Source organism: Reyranella sp. GW821-FHT14A01 (genome assembly GCF_058803965.1).
This window is the reverse complement of record NZ_JBXAPM010000008.1, coordinates 207,732-223,579: the sequence shown is the minus strand read 5'-3', so window position 1 is coordinate 223,579 and position 15,848 is coordinate 207,732. Positions and strand designations below refer to the sequence as shown.

12 protein-coding genes and 3 tRNA genes are annotated in these 15,848 nt (G+C 64.7%); 1 reads left to right on the top strand and 14 read right to left on the bottom strand.

The window, feature by feature from the left end:
• Positions 1–31 precede the first annotated feature (31 nt).
• The 14 genes from rpsG to AC1ROX_RS15995 form a co-directional block, all read right to left on the bottom strand.
• A complete protein-coding gene (rpsG, locus tag AC1ROX_RS16060; RefSeq protein ID WP_425065024.1) occupies positions 32–502 on the bottom strand; it encodes a 30S ribosomal protein S7 in 471 nt (156 codons plus the stop codon).
• A 15-nt stretch (positions 503–517) separates the two neighbouring features.
• Positions 518–889: a 30S ribosomal protein S12 gene (gene rpsL / locus AC1ROX_RS16055; RefSeq protein ID WP_295145785.1), complete on the bottom strand. Its 372-nt coding sequence runs from the start codon at positions 887–889 to the stop codon at positions 518–520.
• Between the two features lie 431 nt (positions 890–1,320).
• Positions 1,321–5,493 carry a DNA-directed RNA polymerase subunit beta' gene (rpoC, locus tag AC1ROX_RS16050; RefSeq protein WP_493126947.1) on the bottom strand — a complete coding sequence of 1,391 codons (4,173 nt, stop codon included), beginning with the start codon at positions 5,491–5,493 and terminating at the stop codon, positions 1,321–1,323.
• 55 nt (positions 5,494–5,548) lie between these two features.
• The gene (gene rpoB / locus AC1ROX_RS16045; protein ID WP_493126946.1) at positions 5,549–9,718 is read right to left on the bottom strand and encodes a DNA-directed RNA polymerase subunit beta; all 4,170 of its coding nucleotides are present in this window, start codon (positions 9,716–9,718) and stop codon (positions 5,549–5,551) included.
• Positions 9,719–9,910: 192 nt separating this feature from the next.
• Positions 9,911–10,285 carry a 50S ribosomal protein L7/L12 gene (gene rplL, locus AC1ROX_RS16040; RefSeq protein ID WP_493126945.1) on the bottom strand — a complete coding sequence of 125 codons (375 nt, stop codon included), beginning with the start codon at positions 10,283–10,285 and terminating at the stop codon, positions 9,911–9,913.
• Positions 10,286–10,337: 52 nt separating this feature from the next.
• Positions 10,338–10,865, bottom strand: a complete 528-nt coding sequence (rplJ, locus tag AC1ROX_RS16035) for a 50S ribosomal protein L10 (protein ID WP_493126944.1) — start codon at positions 10,863–10,865, stop codon at positions 10,338–10,340.
• Positions 10,866–11,196: 331 nt separating this feature from the next.
• A complete protein-coding gene (gene rplA / locus AC1ROX_RS16030; RefSeq protein ID WP_493126943.1) occupies positions 11,197–11,889 on the bottom strand; it encodes a 50S ribosomal protein L1 in 693 nt (230 codons plus the stop codon).
• 4 nt (positions 11,890–11,893) lie between these two features.
• Complete coding sequence (gene rplK / locus AC1ROX_RS16025; RefSeq protein ID WP_428683625.1) at positions 11,894–12,322, bottom strand: 50S ribosomal protein L11; 429 nt, start codon at positions 12,320–12,322, stop codon at positions 11,894–11,896.
• 209 nt (positions 12,323–12,531) lie between these two features.
• Positions 12,532–13,068 carry a transcription termination/antitermination protein NusG gene (gene nusG, locus AC1ROX_RS16020; RefSeq protein ID WP_493126942.1) on the bottom strand — a complete coding sequence of 179 codons (537 nt, stop codon included), beginning with the start codon at positions 13,066–13,068 and terminating at the stop codon, positions 12,532–12,534.
• A gap of 1 nt (position 13,069) precedes the next feature.
• Positions 13,070–13,264: a preprotein translocase subunit SecE gene (gene secE, locus AC1ROX_RS16015; RefSeq protein WP_295145798.1), complete on the bottom strand. Its 195-nt coding sequence runs from the start codon at positions 13,262–13,264 to the stop codon at positions 13,070–13,072.
• A gap of 20 nt (positions 13,265–13,284) precedes the next feature.
• Positions 13,285–13,360 (bottom strand) — tRNA-Trp (locus AC1ROX_RS16010).
• Positions 13,361–13,406: 46 nt separating this feature from the next.
• Positions 13,407–14,597, bottom strand: coding sequence for an elongation factor Tu (tuf, locus tag AC1ROX_RS16005; protein ID WP_493126941.1), 1,191 nt, complete (start codon positions 14,595–14,597; stop codon positions 13,407–13,409).
• Positions 14,598–14,669: 72 nt separating this feature from the next.
• Positions 14,670–14,743: transfer RNA gene (locus AC1ROX_RS16000), tRNA-Gly, on the bottom strand.
• Positions 14,744–14,779: 36 nt separating this feature from the next.
• Positions 14,780–14,866: transfer RNA gene (locus AC1ROX_RS15995), tRNA-Tyr, on the bottom strand.
• A gap of 197 nt (positions 14,867–15,063) precedes the next feature.
• On the opposite strand from AC1ROX_RS15995, the gene rlmB reads away from it, so the two are divergent.
• Positions 15,064–15,825, top strand: coding sequence for a 23S rRNA (guanosine(2251)-2'-O)-methyltransferase RlmB (rlmB, locus tag AC1ROX_RS15990; RefSeq protein ID WP_493126940.1), 762 nt, complete (start codon positions 15,064–15,066; stop codon positions 15,823–15,825).
• Positions 15,826–15,848 lie beyond the last annotated feature (23 nt).

Genomic DNA, 15,848 nt, shown 5'->3' with positions numbered 1-15,848 from the left:
GTGAGCTTTCTCGAAAGGGCCTAGAGGTCGCTTACCAGCGGTAGTGGGCGAACGCCTTGTTGGCGTCGGCCATCTTGTGGGTGTCCTCGCGCTTCTTCACGGCGTTGCCGCGGCGATTGAAGGCGTCGAGCAGCTCGGCGGAGAGCTTCTCGGTCATGCTGTGGCCCGACCGGTCACGGGCGGCCTGGATGATCCAGCGGATCGCCAGCGCCTGACGGCGCTCCGGACGAACTTCCACCGGAACCTGATAGGTGGCGCCGCCGACGCGGCGCGAGCGGACTTCCACGGCCGGCTTCACGTTCTCCAGCGCCTCGTGGAAGGCCGGGACCGGATCCTGCTTCAGCTTGGATTCGACCTCGTCGAGCGCACCGTAGACGATGTGCTCGGCGACCGACTTCTTGCCACGTTCCATCAGCGTGTTCATGAACTTGCTGAGGACGATATCGCCGAACTTGGCGTCCGGCAGGACTTCACGCTTTTCGGCTGCGCGACGACGAGACATGTTTCTTCTCCCCGCCTACTTCGGACGCTTCGCGCCGTACTTCGAACGGCGTTGCTTGCGGTCCTTGACACCCTGCGTATCGAGGGTGCCGCGAATGATGTGATAGCGAACGCCCGGAAGGTCCTTCACGCGACCACCGCGGATCATGACCACCGAGTGCTCCTGCAGATTGTGACCCTCGCCGGGGATGTAGCTCACCACCTCGTAGGCGTTGGTGAGGCGCACCTTGGCGACCTTGCGCAGCGCCGAGTTCGGCTTCTTCGGCGTCGTCGTGTAGACACGCGTGCAAACGCCACGCTTCTGCGGGCAAGCCTCGAGCGCCGGCACCTTGTTGTGGGCCTTCAGCCCGTGGCGCTGCTTGCGGATCAACTGGTTAATAGTCGGCATTGATTTCCAATTTCCTTAACGCCGTCTCGGGTCCGCCCAACATCGACGCGTCGGCACAAAGCATAAGCGCGGGCATAGCGGCTAACGCACAGCCCCGCGCGAAATGATAGCTTTGTGGCCTAGTGGCCTGACTTGTAGCGGTCCTCGGCGTCAGGCTGCGTTTTGGCTCACGCCAACCACCAGCCCCTCGACGAGGTGGCGCGCTTATATGGCCGTCGTTCCTATGCGTCAAGCACGCTACGACGCTTTTCGCATTGATATCGTTGGTTATTTCTGAGTCGACCGAATCCGACTCGTTCCTGACTCGCATGCCGCGAGGCACGCAAGAATCTAACAACCATATCTGGTGGGATTGTGGCGTGGGAGCCACAATTGAAGAAGGCCGTCCCTTTCGAGGACGGCCTTCCCATTTTCACCGCTTTTCGACCGGATCAGTCGGCCGCGCGTTCTTCCTCCAGCGTCGGGACCGGCTGGTCCTCGCCGTCGATGCCGGCCGCCAGGATCGCCCGGTCGCGCTGCGCCGCAATGGCCTTCAGGCGGTTCACGACTCCGCCGGTACCCGCCGGGATCAGGCGGCCGACGATGACGTTCTCCTTCAGGCCCTGCAGCGTGTCGACGCGACCGCTGACGGCCGCCTCGGTCAGCACGCGGGTGGTCTCCTGGAAGGAAGCCGCCGAGATGAAGGACTTGGTCTGCAAGGACGCCTTGGTGATGCCCAGCAGCACCGGGTCGGCCTTGGCAGGCTTCAGCTTCTCCGCGAGGATCTTGGCGTTCTCCACCTCGAACTCCGCCTTGTCGACCTGTTCGCCGATCAGGAAGGTCGTGTCGCCGGCGTCGGTGATCTCGACCTTCTGCAGCATCTGACGCGCGATCGTCTCGATGTGCTTGTCGTTGATCTTGACGCCCTGCAGTCGATAGACCTCCTGGATCTCGTTCACCAGGTACTCGGCCAGCTTCTCGATACCCAGCACGCGCAGGATGTCGTGAGGCACCGGGTTGCCGTCGATCAGCAGGTCGCCGCGCTCCACGAAGTCGCCTTCCTGCACGGCGATACGCTTGCCCTTGGGGATCAGGTACTCGACCGGCTCCGCACCCTCGCCTTCCGGCACGATCAGGATGCGGCGCTTGCTCTTGTAGTCCTTGCCGAACTCGATGCGGCCCGAGATGTCGCAGATGATCGCGAAATCCTTGGGCTTGCGCGCCTCGAACAGCTCCGCCACGCGCGGCAGACCGCCCGTGATGTCGCGGTTCTTGCCGCCCTCGCGCGGGATACGCGCGAGGATGTCGCCGGCATTGACGTCCTGTCCGTTCTCGACCGAAAGCACCGAGTCGAGCGACAGCAGGTACCGAGCCTCCTGGCCGTTGGCCAGCATGATCGGGTTGCCGTCGGCATCGTGGATGGCAATGCGCGGACGCAGGTCGCCGCCGCGCGGCTGGCCCTTCCAGTCGACCACGACACGGTTCGAGATGCCGGTCGAGTCGTCGATCACCTCGCGCATCGACACGCCCTCGACGAGGTCGACATAGACCGCCTTACCCGCCTTCTCGGTGATGATCGGCAGGGTGTACGGATCCCACTCGGCGAGCTTCTGGCCCTTCGAGACGAGCGTGTCGTTGTCGACCAGCAGGCGCGCGCCGTAAGGCACGCGATGCTTGGCCCGTTCGCGATGCGAGGCGTCGACCAGCACCATCTCGGTGTTGCGGCCCATCACGACCGGCACGCCCGAGCTGTTGATGACGACGTTGCGGTTGCGCACCTGGATGGTGCCGTCATGGCTCGCTTCGATGTTCGACTGCTCCGCACCACGCTGCGCGGCGCCGCCGATGTGGAAGGTACGCATGGTCAGCTGCGTGCCCGGCTCACCGATCGACTGGGCGGCGATGACGCCCACCGCTTCGCCGATGTTGACCGGCGTACCGCGGGCCAGGTCGCGGCCGTAGCACTTGCCGCAGACACCGATCTTGGTGTCGCAGGTCAGCACCGAGCGGATGCGAAGCTCCTCGATGCCGGCCTTGTCGATCAGCTCGACCTTGACCTCGTCGATGAGTTCGCCGGCCTTGCTGATGACGACGCCGGTCAGCGGATCGATGATGTCGTCCAGCGACGAGCGGCCGAGGACCCGCTCGGAGAGCGGCTCGATCACGTCGCCGCCGTCGACGACCGCGCGCATCGTGAGGCCGCGTTCGGTGCCGCAATCCTCCTCGATGATGATGCAGTCCTGCGCCACGTCGACCAGACGGCGGGTCAGGTAACCCGAGTTCGCCGTCTTGAGCGCCGTGTCGGCCAGTCCCTTGCGGGCGCCGTGGGTGGAGTTGAAGTACTCCAGAACCGACAGGCCTTCCTTGAAGTTCGACAGGATCGGCGTCTCGATGATCTCGCCCGACGGCTTGGTCATGAGACCGCGCATGCCCGCGAGCTGCTTCATCTGGGTGGCCGAACCACGGGCACCGGAGTGGGCCATCATCCACACCGCGTTGACCGGTCGGCCCGGCTGCGGCGTCGAGATGCCCTTCATCATTTCCTCGGCAACGCGGTCCGAGCAACGCGACCAGGCATCGACGACCTTGTTGTATTTCTCACCCGAGGTGATCAGGCCGTCCTGGTACTGCTGCTCGTACTCCTTCACTTCCTTGGTGGTCTGGGCAACCAGCTTCACCTTGGCGGTCGGGATGACGAGGTCGTCCTTGCCGAACGAGATGCCGGCGCGGCAGGCGTGATAGAAGCCGAGACCCATCAGGCGATCGGCGAAGATCACCGTCTCCTTCTGACCGCAATGGCGGTAGACGGAGTCGATGACGTTCTGCAGGTCCTTCTTGGTCAGCAGGCGGTTGATCAGCGAGAATGGCAGGTTCTCGTGCTTGGGCAGGATCTGCGCCAGCAGGACGCGGCCCGGCGTGGTCTCGACGACGCGGCTGGCGAACACGCCCTTGTCGTCATAGGCCTCCAGACGCATCTTGATGCGCGCATGCATCGACAGATCGCGGCTGTGCAGGGCATGCTCCAGTTCGCCGATCTCGGAGAACAGCGAACCTTCACCCCGCTCACCCTCGCGCTCGAGCGTGATGTAGTAGATGCCGAGCACGATATCCTGCGACGGCACGATGATCGGCTTGCCCGACGCCGGCGACAGGATGTTGTTGGTCGACATCATCAGCACGCGGGCCTCGAGCTGGGCTTCCAGCGACAGCGGCACGTGTACCGCCATCTGGTCACCGTCGAAGTCGGCGTTGAAGGCCGTGCAGACCAGCGGATGCAGCTGGATCGCCTTGCCTTCGATGAGCACCGGCTCGAACGCCTGGATGCCCAGGCGATGCAGCGTCGGCGCGCGGTTCAGCAGCACGGGATGCTCGCGGATGACCTCCTCGAGGATGTCCCACACTTCCGGCCGCTCCTTCTCGACCATGCGCTTGGCGGCCTTGATGGTGTTGGCCATGCCGTAGTTCTGCAGGCGCGAGTAGATGAACGGCTTGAACAGCTCGAGCGCCATCTTCTTCGGCAGGCCGCACTGGTGGAGCTTGAGCTCCGGACCGACCACGATGACCGAACGGCCCGAGTAGTCGACACGCTTGCCGAGCAGGTTCTGGCGGAAGCGCCCCTGCTTGCCCTTCAGCATGTCCGACAGCGACTTCAGCGGACGCTTGTTGGCGCCGGTGATGACGCGGCCGCGGCGGCCGTTGTCGAACAGCGCATCGACCGACTCCTGCAGCATGCGCTTCTCGTTGCGCACGATGATGTCGGGCGCGCGCAGCTCGATCAGGCGCTTCAGGCGGTTGTTGCGGTTGATGACGCGGCGGTAGAGGTCGTTGAGGTCCGACGTCGCGAAGCGGCCGCCGTCGAGCGGCACCAGCGGACGCAGCTCGGGCGGGATCACCGGCACCAGCTCGAGGATCATCCATTCCGGACGGGCGCCGGATTCGATGAAGTTCTCGCAGAGCTTCAGCCGCTTCACCAGCTTCTTGCGCTTGGCCTCCGACGTGGTCTCGCGCAGCTCCTCGCGCAGGCGCGGACGCTCCTCGTTGAGGTCGATCGCCTGCAGCATGCCGCGGATCGCCTCGGCGCCGATCTCGGCCTCGAAGGAGCCCTCGCCGTACTGGTCGAGCGCGTCGAGATACTGTTCCTCGTTCAGCAGCTCACGGTACTTGAGCGGCGTCAGGCCGGGATTGCTGACGACGTAGTTCTCGAAATACAGGATCCGCTCGAGGTCGCGCAGCGTCATGTCGAGCAGCAGGCCGATGCGGCTCGGCAGCGACTTCAGGAACCAGATGTGGGCGACCGGCGAGGCCAGCTCGATGTGGCCCATGCGCTCGCGGCGCACCTTGGTGAGGGTCACCTCGACGCCGCACTTCTCGCAGGTGATGCCGCGGAACTTCATGCGCTTGTACTTGCCGCACAGGCACTCGTAGTCCTTGATCGGCCCGAAGATACGGGCGCAGAACAGGCCGTCACGCTCCGGCTTGAACGTGCGGTAGTTGATGGTCTCCGGCTTCTTGATCTCGCCGTGGCTCCAGGTGCGGATGCGCTCGGGGCTGGCGATCGAGATGCGGATCTCGTCGAAGGTCGGCGTGCCCTGCGGCTGGCCCAGTACGTTGATAAGGTCGGTCATTGTTGTCCTACTGTTCGGTGGACTTAATTCGCGAAGGTAGAGAAGCCGGCCACGCTCAGGTGGCCGACTGGTTCAATTCGACGTTGAGGCCGAGGGAGCGCAGCTCCTTGACCAGCACGTTGAAGGATTCCGGGATACCCGCCTCGAACGTGTCGTCGCCGCGCACGATGGCCTCGTAGACCTTGGTGCGGCCGGCCACGTCGTCCGACTTGACGGTGAGGATCTCCTGCAGCGTGTAGGCGGCGCCGTAGGCTTCGAGCGCCCACACCTCCATCTCGCCGAAGCGCTGTCCGCCGAACTGCGCCTTGCCGCCCAGCGGCTGCTGGGTGACCAGGCTGTACGGCCCGATCGAACGCGCGTGGATCTTGTCGTCCACGAGATGGTGCAGCTTCAGCATGTAGATGTAGCCGACGGTCACCTTGCGGTCGAACGGCTCGCCGGTGCGGCCGTCGACCAGGGTGACCTGGCCGGACCGGTCGAGACCGGCCATCTCCAGCATCTCGACGATGTCGGGCTCGTGCGCGCCGTCGAAGACCGGCGACGCGAAGGGCACGCCCTTGCTGAGGTTGCGGGCCAGTTCGATCGTCTGCTCGTCGGTGAGGTCGGCGATGTCGGCCTTGAAGGACTTCTCGCTGTAGATGTCACGCAGCTGCTTCTTGATCTGCGCGACCGAGACCTCGCGGGCATCCTCGAGCATCTTGCCGATCTTCTTGCCGAGCCCCGCCGCGGCCCAGCCGAGATGGGTCTCGAGGATCTGACCGACGTTCATGCGCGACGGCACGCCGAGCGGGTTCAGCACGATGTCGACCGGGCCGCCCTCCTCGAGGTACGGCATGTCTTCCAGCGGCATGATGCGCGAGATGACGCCCTTGTTGCCGTGACGGCCGGCCATCTTGTCGCCCGGCTGCAGCTTGCGCTTGGTCGCGACGAAGACCTTGACCATCTTCATCACGCCCGGCGGCAGCTCGTCGCCGCGCTGCAGCTTGTCGACCTTGCTGTCGAACCGGTCCTGCAGGCGCTTCATCGACTCGTCGAACTGCTTGTTCAGCGCCTCGATCTCGGACTGCTTCTTGTCGGTCTTCACGGCGATCTGGCGCCACTGGCCCGGCGTGTACTCGCCCAGCACGGTGTCGACGATCTTGGTGCCCGGCTTCAGGCCCTTGAGCCCGCCAGCGACCACCTGGTTCAGCAGCATCTCCTGGAGCTGGCCGTAGAAGCTGCGCTCGAGGATGGCCTTTTCGTCGTCACGGTCCTTGGCGAGACGCTCGATCTCGTCGCGCTCGATCGCCAGCGCGCGCTCGTCCTTGTCGACGCCGCGGCGGTTGAACACGCGGACCTCGACGACGGTGCCTTCGACGCCCGGCGGCACCTTGAGCGAGGTGTCGCGCACGTCGGCCGCCTTCTCGCCGAAGATGGCGCGCAGCAGCTTCTCTTCCGGGGTCATCGGGCTCTCGCCCTTCGGCGTCACCTTGCCGACCAGGATGTCGCCCGCCTTCACCTCGGCGCCAATGTAGACGATGCCCGCCTCGTCGAGGTTCTTGAGGGCTTCCTCGCCGACGTTCGGGATGTCGCGGCTGATCTCCTCCTGGCCGAGCTTGGTGTCGCGGGCCATGACCTCGAACTCCTCGATGTGGATCGAGGTGAAGACGTCATCGCGCACAATACGCTCGGAAAGGAGGATCGAGTCCTCGAAGTTGTAGCCATTCCACGGCATGAACGCGACGAGCACGTTGCGGCCGAGCGCGAGCTCGCCGTTCTGCGTCGACGGGCCGTCGGCCACGATGTCGCCCTTCTTCACCGTGTCGCCGACGCGCACGAGCGGCTTCTGGGTGATGCAGGTGCTCTGGTTGGAGCGCTGGAACTTCAGCAGGTTGTAGATGTCGACCGCCGGGCGGTTGGGGCCGACATCGTCGGTGGCGCGCACCACGATACGCATGGCGTCGACCTGGTCGACGATGCCGCTGCGGCGGGCCGAGATGGCGACGCCGGAGTCGCGGGCCACCACCTCTTCCATGCCGGTGCCGACCAGCGGCGATTCGGCCTGGATGAGCGGCACCGCCTGACGCTGCATGTTCGAGCCCATCAGCGCGCGGTTGGCGTCGTCGTTCTCGAGGAACGGGATCAGCGCCGCGGCGACCGACACGATCTGCTTGGGCGAGACGTCGACGAAGTCGATCGTCTCGGGACGGCCGAGAATGTACTCGCCGCCCTTGCGGCACTGCACCAGCTCGGACACGAACTTGCCCTTGGCGTCGATCTCGGCATTGGCCTGGGCGACCGTGTAGCGGCCCTCCTCCATCGCGGAGAGATAGACCACCTCGTCGGTCACGCGACCGCCCGCGACCTTGCGGTACGGGCTCTCGATGAAGCCGTACTGGTTCACGCGGGCATAGGTCGCCAGCGAGTTGATCAGGCCGATGTTCGGGCCTTCCGGCGTCTCGATCGGGCAGATGCGGCCGTAATGCGTCGGATGCACGTCGCGCACCTCGAAGCCGGCGCGCTCGCGCGTCAGGCCGCCCGGTCCAAGCGCCGAGAGGCGACGCTTGTGGGTGACTTCCGACAGCGGGTTGGTCTGGTCCATGAACTGCGAGAGCTGCGAGGAGCCGAAGAACTCGCGCACCGCCGCCGCCGCCGGCTTGGCGTTGATCAGGTCGTGCGGCATCACGGTGTCGATGTCGATCGAGCTCATGCGCTCGCGGATCGCCCGCTCCATGCGCAGCAAGCCGACGCGATACTGGTTCTCCATCAGCTCGCCGACCGAGCGGACGCGACGGTTGCCGAGATGGTCGATATCGTCGATCTCGCCGCGGCCGTCCTTGAGGCCGTGCAGGACGCGGACGACGGCGAGGATGTCCTCGCGGCGCAGGGTGCGCTGCGTGTCGGGCACGCCCTCGAACTCGAGGCGCATGTTCATCTTCACGCGGCCGACCGGCGAGAGGTCGTAGCGGTCGATGTCGAACAGCAGGCCCTGGAACAGCGTCTCGGCCTGCTCCAGCGTCGGCGGCTCGCCCGGACGCATGACGCGATAGATGTCGAGCAGCGCTTCTTCGCGGTTCGAGTTCTTGTCGGCGGCCAGCGTGTTGCGGATGTACGGACCGACATTGACGTGGTCGATGGCGAGCGTCGGCAGCAGGTCGATGTCGTTCTCGTTGAACAGCTCGAGCACCGCCTCGGTGATCTCCTGGCCGGCCTCGACATAGATCTCGCCCGTCTTCTCGTTGATGACGTCGAGCGCGGCGTAGCGGCCGATCAGCTCTTCCTGCGAGACGCGAATGTCCTTGAGGCCCGCTTCCTTGAGCTTGTTGAGCAGGCGCGGAGTCATCTTGGTGCCAGCATCGGCGACCGACTTGCCGGTCTTGCCGTTCACCAGGTCATGCGTCAGCTTCACGCCGCGCATCGACTCGGATTCGAACGGCGTGTTCCAACCGTCTTTCTCGCGCGTGTAGACGACCTGGCCGTAGAACGCCGCCAGAATCTCCTCAGGCGACAGGCCCTGGGCCTCCGACGGGTCGAGCGTCTGGTTCTTGGCGACGGCGGCCGCGCGCTTCTTCCAGGTGGCGTCGTTGTCGAGCGCGAGCAGCAGCGTCGTCACCGGGATCTTGCGGCGCCGATCGATGCGGACGTGGATCAGGTCCTTGGCGTCGAACTCGAAGTCGAGCCACGAGCCGCGGTACGGGATGATGCGGGCGGCGAACAGGTACTTGCCCGAGCTGTGGGTCTTGCCCTTGTCGTGGTCGAAGAAGACGCCCGGCGAACGGTGCATCTGCGAGACGATCACGCGCTCGGTGCCGTTCACGATGAAGGTGCCGTTGTCGGTCATGAGCGGCATGTCGCCCATGTAGACGTCCTGCTCCTTGATATCGCGGATCGAGCGCGAGCCGGCTTCCTCGTCGATGTCCCAGACGACGAGCTGCAGCGTGACCTTGAGCGGGGCGGCGAAGGTGATGCCGCGCTGCTGGCACTCCTCGACGTCGTACTTGGGCTCCTCGAACTCGTACTTCACGAACTCGAGGCTGGCGCGCTCGGCGAAATCCTTGATCGGGAAGACGCCGCGGAAGACTTCCTGGAGGCCCGACTGGGTGCGCTTGGCCGCCGGCGTTACGCGCTGCAGAAAGCTCTCGTAGGAGCTCTTCTGAACCTCGATGAGGTTCGGCATCGGCGCCACCGATTCGATGTGGCCGAAGAAACGACGAATCCGTTTGCGCGTATTGAAGGCCGTGGCCATCCTGCGTCCTCGAAGGTTCAAGGGCGGTGATAAACACCCGCTGCTTTCTCGGAGCTCCCGGCCCGCCAGCCGTTCGCCCCATCCGTCGCAGAGGGCCACTTTTCGGAACGGACCCCGCAGGGAAGTCCGTTCGGAGAAGAGGCCCGAACGGGCCGGCCTCCCGAAGGAAGCCGGCCCGGCCGGTAAACAGTTCTACTTGAGCTCGACCTTGGCGCCTTCGGCCTCGAGCTTCGCCTTGAGCTTCTCGGCATCGGCCTTCGGCACGCCTTCCTTGACCGCCTTGGGAGCGGCTTCGACCAGGTCCTTGGCTTCCTTGAGGCCGAGACCGGTGATCTCGCGGACAGCCTTGATGACGTTGATCTTCTTGTCGCCGGCGGCGGCGAGGACGACGCTGAACTCGTCCTTCACCTCGACCGGAGCGGCAGCAGCGCCACCGCCAGCGGCGGCGACGGCAACCGGAGCGGCGGCGCTGACGCCCCACTTCTCTTCCAGCAGCTTGCTGAGCTGAGCGGCCTCGAGGACCGTCAGGGCCGACAACTCTTCGACCAGCTTCTCGAGATTAGCCATTTTAGTCTCCTAGTAACCCGAACTTCGATTTCGTGACGTCGATGATGATGACTTACGCCGCCTTCGCGCCGTCTTCCGTGGCTCCGTACGCGCCGAACACACGAGCGAGCTGACCGGCGGGCGCCACGAGCACACCAGCGACCTTGGTCGCCGGGGCCTGCAGGAGACCGATGATCTTGCCGCGCAGAGCATCGAGGGACGGCAGGGTGGCGAGGGCCTGGACGCCAGCGACGTCCAAAGTCTCTCCACCTAGAGAACCGCCGACGATGGTCAGCTTTTCGTTGCCCTTGGCATAGGCCGCGACGACTTTCGCCGCTGCGACCGGATCCTTGGAATAGGCGATGGCAGTCGGTCCCGTGAACATGGGGCCGAGCGCCGTGAAGGACGTGCCCTCGAGGGCACGCAGCGTGAGCCGATTCTTCGTGACCTTGTAGCTAGCGCCGGCTGCCCTGATCTTGCGACGCAGGTCCGTCACTTCCTGGACGGTCAGACCTGACTGGCGAGTGATCACCATCAGGTTGGCGTCCTTGAAGATCTGGTTCAGCTCGACGATCGCTTCGGCCTTTTCCGAACGATTCACGGCTTTCTCCAACTATGGTCCAACCCGGGGGATCCGGATCGGACCGGCTGCGTTACAGACTGCGCAGCCTCCGTTAGCGGGTTAGCGCGAAACGGAGACCTTGCGGTCCGGTTCGCCTGCCCCGGAAGTTCGGGCGCGTGCGCGCATCGAAAGATGCAGCGTCGATTCCCTTGCCCCCGTCTGCACTGGCGGGTTTCCCCATTACACTTGCCCCTAAGGGCGAAGTACCGGTGGTCTCGGACAGGTGGAGCTCGAAACCTTGCGGTCTCTTCGCTCCCTCCGCAGTGGACTTTGAGGTCCGCTGCGGAAACTCTAAAACTCTGGCCCGCGCTTAGGAGAGCGCGGTGGCCGGGTCGAGCTTGATGCCCGGACCCATCGTGGAACTCAGCGACACCTTCTTGATGAAAGTGCCCTTGGCGCCGCTCGGCTTGGCCCGGTTGATGGCCGCGACCAGCGCCTTGACGTTGGCGGTGATCGCCTCCTCGCTGAACGAGGCCTTGCCGACGCCAGCATGAATGATGCCAGCCTTCTCGGCGCGGAACTCGATCGAGCCGGCCTTGGCGGCCTTCACCGCGGCGGTCACGTCCTGCGTCACCGTGCCGAGCTTCGGGTTCGGCATCAGGCCGCGCGGGCCCAGCACCTTACCGAGACGGCCGACGATGCCCATCATGTCCGGCGTGGCGATGCAGCGCTCGAACGCCATCTCGCCCGCATTGATCTTCTCGGCCAGGTCCTCGGCACCCACCAGGTCGGCACCGGCCGCCTTGGCTTCGTCGGCCTTCGGACCGCGGGCGAACACCGCCACGCGCACCGACTTGCCGGTGCCGTTCGGCAGCTCGATCATGCCGCGCACCGCCTGGTCGGCGTGGCGCGGATCGATGCCGAGGTTCATCGCGACCTCGATGGTCTCGTCGAACTTCGCCTTGGCATTGGCCTTGACGATCTTCACCGCCTCATCGAGCGGGTACATCTTCTCGCGGTCGACCGTGGCGGACGCCGTCTTGTAACGCTTGCCCTGGGCCATGGTCCTACTCCACCACCTGGAGGCCCATCGAGCGGGCCGAGCCCACCACCTGGGCCATCGCCGACTCGACGGTATCGCAGTTGAGATCGGGCATCTTCTGCTCGGCGATCTCGCGAACCTGCTTGGTCGTCACCTTGCCGACGATCTGCGTGCCAACCGTCTTGGCGCCGGACTCGATGCCGGCCGCCTTCTTCAGGAAGTAGGTCACCGGCGGCGTCTTGGTGACGAAGGTGAAGCTGCGGTCCTGGAACACGGTGATGACCACCGGGATCGGCATGCCCGGTTCCATCTTCTGCGTCTTCGCATTGAACTGCTTGCAGAATTCCATGATGTTGACGCCCTGCTGACCGAGCGCAGGCCCGATCGGCGGAGACGGATTGGCCTTGCCGGCCGGCACTTGCAGCTTGACGTAGGCCTGGATCTTCTTAGCCATGCATACCCCTAGTTCGTGGGTGGCGCGGTCCGGCCATGGCAGGCCTCCCGCACCAGATTAAGGTCAAGTCCTTGATCCATAAGGATTTTCGGTCTCGACCCACCTCATGAGAAAAGGCTGGCGAACAGCCAGCCCTCCCAAGGGCGCGCGGTCTACCAAATAAGACCGCCCACCACAACCCTGATTTTGTCCCCCTATATGGGAACGAATCAGATCTTTTCCACCTGTGCGTAGTCGAGCTCGACCGGGGTCGACCGGCCGAAGATCGAGACGGCCACCTTGAGGCGTGCCCGTTCCTCGTCCACATCCTCGACAGTGCCGTTGAAAGAGGCAAACGGACCGTCGGCCACCTTGACCTGCTCGCCGATCTCGAAGCTGACGGCGGGCTTGGGACGTTCCACGCCCTCCTGGACCTGCTTCAGGATGCGATTGGCCTCGGCATCGGAAATCGGTACCGGCTTACCGCGGCCACCGCCACCCAGGAAGCCCGTGACCTTGGCCGTGTTCTTGACCAGGTGCCAGGAATCGTCCGTGAGGTCCATTTTCACGAGCACGTAGCCCGGGAAGAACTTGCGCTCGGTGTTGACCTTGGCGCCGCGGCGGACCTCGACGACTTCCTCGGTCGGCACGATGACCTCGGTGATTTCCTCGTCCAGGCCCTTCTTTCCGGCCTGCTCGCGGATCGACTGCGCGACCTTGTTCTCGAAGCCCGAATAGGCGTGAACGACGTACCAGCGATGAGCCATGTCAGGAAACCCCGAGCAGAAGCTTCACGACGAAGCCAATGACCTTGTCGGCCACGAGGAAGAACAGCGACGAGATGACGACGAAGATGAACACCATGCTGGTGGTGATCATCGTCTCGCGCCGGGTCGGCCAGGTGACCCGGGCCACCTCGGCTCTGACTTCCCGCGCGAATTCGATCGGATTTTTTGTCGCCATGATCGCCGTTCTTCAAATAATGGCAGGAGCGGAGGGACTCGAACCCACGACCCTCGGTTTTGGAGACCGATGCTCTACCAACTGAGCTACACTCCTGTAGTAAATCACCGCCGCTTGGTGACGGCGGTGACCCTCTATAGCACTACTTTACGACTTTGGTGACGACGCCGGCGCCGACGGTGCGTCCGCCTTCGCGGATGGCGAAGCGCAGGCCCTCGTCCATGGCGATCGGCTGGATCAGTTCGACCACCAGCCGCGCGTTGTCGCCCGGCATCACCATCTCCGTGCCTTCCGGCAGCGTTACCACGCCCGTCACGTCCGTCGTCCGGAAGTAGAACTGCGGACGGTAGTTCGTGAAGAACGGCGTATGACGGCCGCCCTCTTCCTTCGTCAGGATGTAGGCCTCGGCCTCGAAGTTCGTGTGCGGCGTGATCGCGCCCGGCTTCGACAGAACCTGGCCGCGCTCCACGTCCTCGCGGCCCACGCCGCGCAGCAGCGCCCCGATATTGTCGCCCGCCTCGCCCGAATCCAGCAGCTTGCGGAACATCTCGACGCCCGTCACCGTCGTCTTCGTCGTGGCCTTCAGGCCCACGATCTCCACTTCCTCGCCCACCTTCACGATGCCGCGCTCGACGCGACCCGTCACCACCGTGCCGCGGCCCGAGATCGAGAACACGTCCTCGATCGGCATCAGGAACGGCTTGTCCTTGTCGCGCGCAGGCTGCGGAATGTACTTGTCCACCTCCGCCATCAGCGCCAGCACGGCCTGCTCGCCCAGTTCCGGGCTCTTGTCTTCCAGCGCCATCAGCGCCGAACCCCGGATCACCGGCAGGTCGTCGCCCGGGAACTGGTAGCTCTTCAGCAGCTCGCGCACTTCCAACTCGACCAGGTCCAGGAGCTCCGGATCGTCGACCATGTCGCACTTGTTCATGAACACGACCAGCGCCGGAACGCCCACCTGGCGCGCCAGCAGGATGTGCTCGCGGGTCTGCGGCATCGGGCCGTCGGCCGCCGACACCACCAGGATCGCCCCGTCCATCTGCGCCGCACCCGTGATCATGTTCTTCACGTAGTCGGCATGGCCCGGGCAGTCGACGTGCGCGTAGTGACGGTTCGCCGTCTCGTACTCGACATGCGCCGTCGAGATCGTGATGCCGCGCTCGCGCTCTTCCGGGGCCTTGTCGATCTGGTCGTACGCCGTGAACGTCGCGCCGCCCGTCTTCGCCAGGATCTTCGTGATCGCCGCCGTCAGCGACGTCTTCCCGTGATCGACGTGACCGATCGTCCCGATGTTGCAGTGCGGCTTGTTCCGCTCGAATTTAGCTTTGCCCATAGTGTCACGACCCTCGTGATGCTTGCAGCTTCTACACAGACCGAACTTGAACTGGCCGACTTAAGCCAAACCTGGAGCGGGTGAAGGGAATCGAACCCTCGTCGTAAGCTTGGAAGGCTTCTGCTCTACCATTGAGCTACACCCGCAACGCCCGAACAGAACAAATCCCGCATATGGTCCGATGGTGGAGGGGGAAGGATTCGAACCTTCGTAGACGCGAAGTCGGCAGATTTACAGTCTGCTGCCATTGACCGCTCGGCCACCCCTCCGTCCCAACCGGCATTAACGGAAAAAGCCTGTAGGCGCGCGGAGATACAGTGCCGCCCGTTCGCTAGCAAGCACTTCCTTCGGGAAAGAACAGAACGGGACTTCCGAGGGGGGTGCAAACCGCCCGGAGTTCCACCGTTCATCGCCGGATCCGGCAGCCGGATTGCCCCCATCACCTCCGCGCCATACAAGGCTCTCCATGCCTCCCCGCCCCAACCGCCCCCATCGCCAGTCCCGCACCGGCAACCAATCCATATGGATCTTTGGCCGCCATGCCGTGCTCGCGGCCCTTGCCAATCCCGACCGTCGCATCGAGCGACTGTTCGCCACACGCGAGATGGCGGAGACCCATGCCGCCGAAATCGGCAAGACCGACAAGACCATCACGTCGCGCGAAGACCTCAACCAGCGCCTGCCCAACGGCGCCGTGCACCAGGGCATCGCAGCCCTCGTGGCGCCGCTGGAAGACGCTGCCATCGAAGATGTCCTGGCCCGCTGCAGCGACAACGCGCTGGTCCTGGCGCTCGACCAGGTGAGCGATCCGCATAATGTCGGCGCCATTCTTCGCTCGGCCGCGGCCTTTGGCGCCGCCGGCGTGATCGTCACCGACCGCCACACCCCCTCCGACACCGGAACGCTGGCGAAGGCCGCCTCCGGGGCGCTCGAAATCGTGCCGCTGGTGCGCGCCGTCAACCTCGCCCGCACCCTCGACCAGCTCAAGGAAGCGGGTTTCTGGACCTACGGGCTGGCCGAGACCGGCGACGCCCGCATCGGCGACCTCGACCTCAAAGGCCGGACCTGCATCGTGCTGGGCGCCGAGGGCGAGGGCCTGCGCCGGCTGACGTCGGAGAAATGCGACCGGCTGGTGACGATTCCCACCAGCGACGCCCTGTCCGCGCTCAACGTCTCCAACGCAGCCGCCGTCGCGGCTTACGAATGGGCGCGGCAACGACCGAAGTGACGTAGAATCGCGAGCGTTCAGTT

Coding starts and splice junctions, on each gene's coding strand:
- rpsG (WP_425065024.1), bottom strand. CDS start 502: ATGTCTCGTCGTCGCGCAGCCGAAAAGCGTGAAGTCCTGCCGGACGCC.
- rpsL (WP_295145785.1), bottom strand. CDS start 889: ATGCCGACTATTAACCAGTTGATCCGCAAGCAGCGCCACGGGCTGAAG.
- rpoC (WP_493126947.1), bottom strand. CDS start 5,493: ATGACCGACCTTATCAACGTACTGGGCCAGCCGCAGGGCACGCCGACC.
- rpoB (WP_493126946.1), bottom strand. CDS start 9,718: ATGGCCACGGCCTTCAATACGCGCAAACGGATTCGTCGTTTCTTCGGC.
- rplL (WP_493126945.1), bottom strand. CDS start 10,285: ATGGCTAATCTCGAGAAGCTGGTCGAAGAGTTGTCGGCCCTGACGGTC.
- rplA (WP_493126943.1), bottom strand. CDS start 11,889: ATGGCCCAGGGCAAGCGTTACAAGACGGCGTCCGCCACGGTCGACCGC.
- rplK (WP_428683625.1), bottom strand. CDS start 12,322: ATGGCTAAGAAGATCCAGGCCTACGTCAAGCTGCAAGTGCCGGCCGGC.
- nusG (WP_493126942.1), bottom strand. CDS start 13,068: ATGGCTCATCGCTGGTACGTCGTTCACGCCTATTCGGGCTTCGAGAAC.
- secE (WP_295145798.1), bottom strand. CDS start 13,264: ATGGCGACAAAAAATCCGATCGAATTCGCGCGGGAAGTCAGAGCCGAG.
- tuf (WP_493126941.1), bottom strand. CDS start 14,597: ATGGGCAAAGCTAAATTCGAGCGGAACAAGCCGCACTGCAACATCGGG.
- rlmB (WP_493126940.1), top strand. CDS start 15,064: ATGCCTCCCCGCCCCAACCGCCCCCATCGCCAGTCCCGCACCGGCAAC.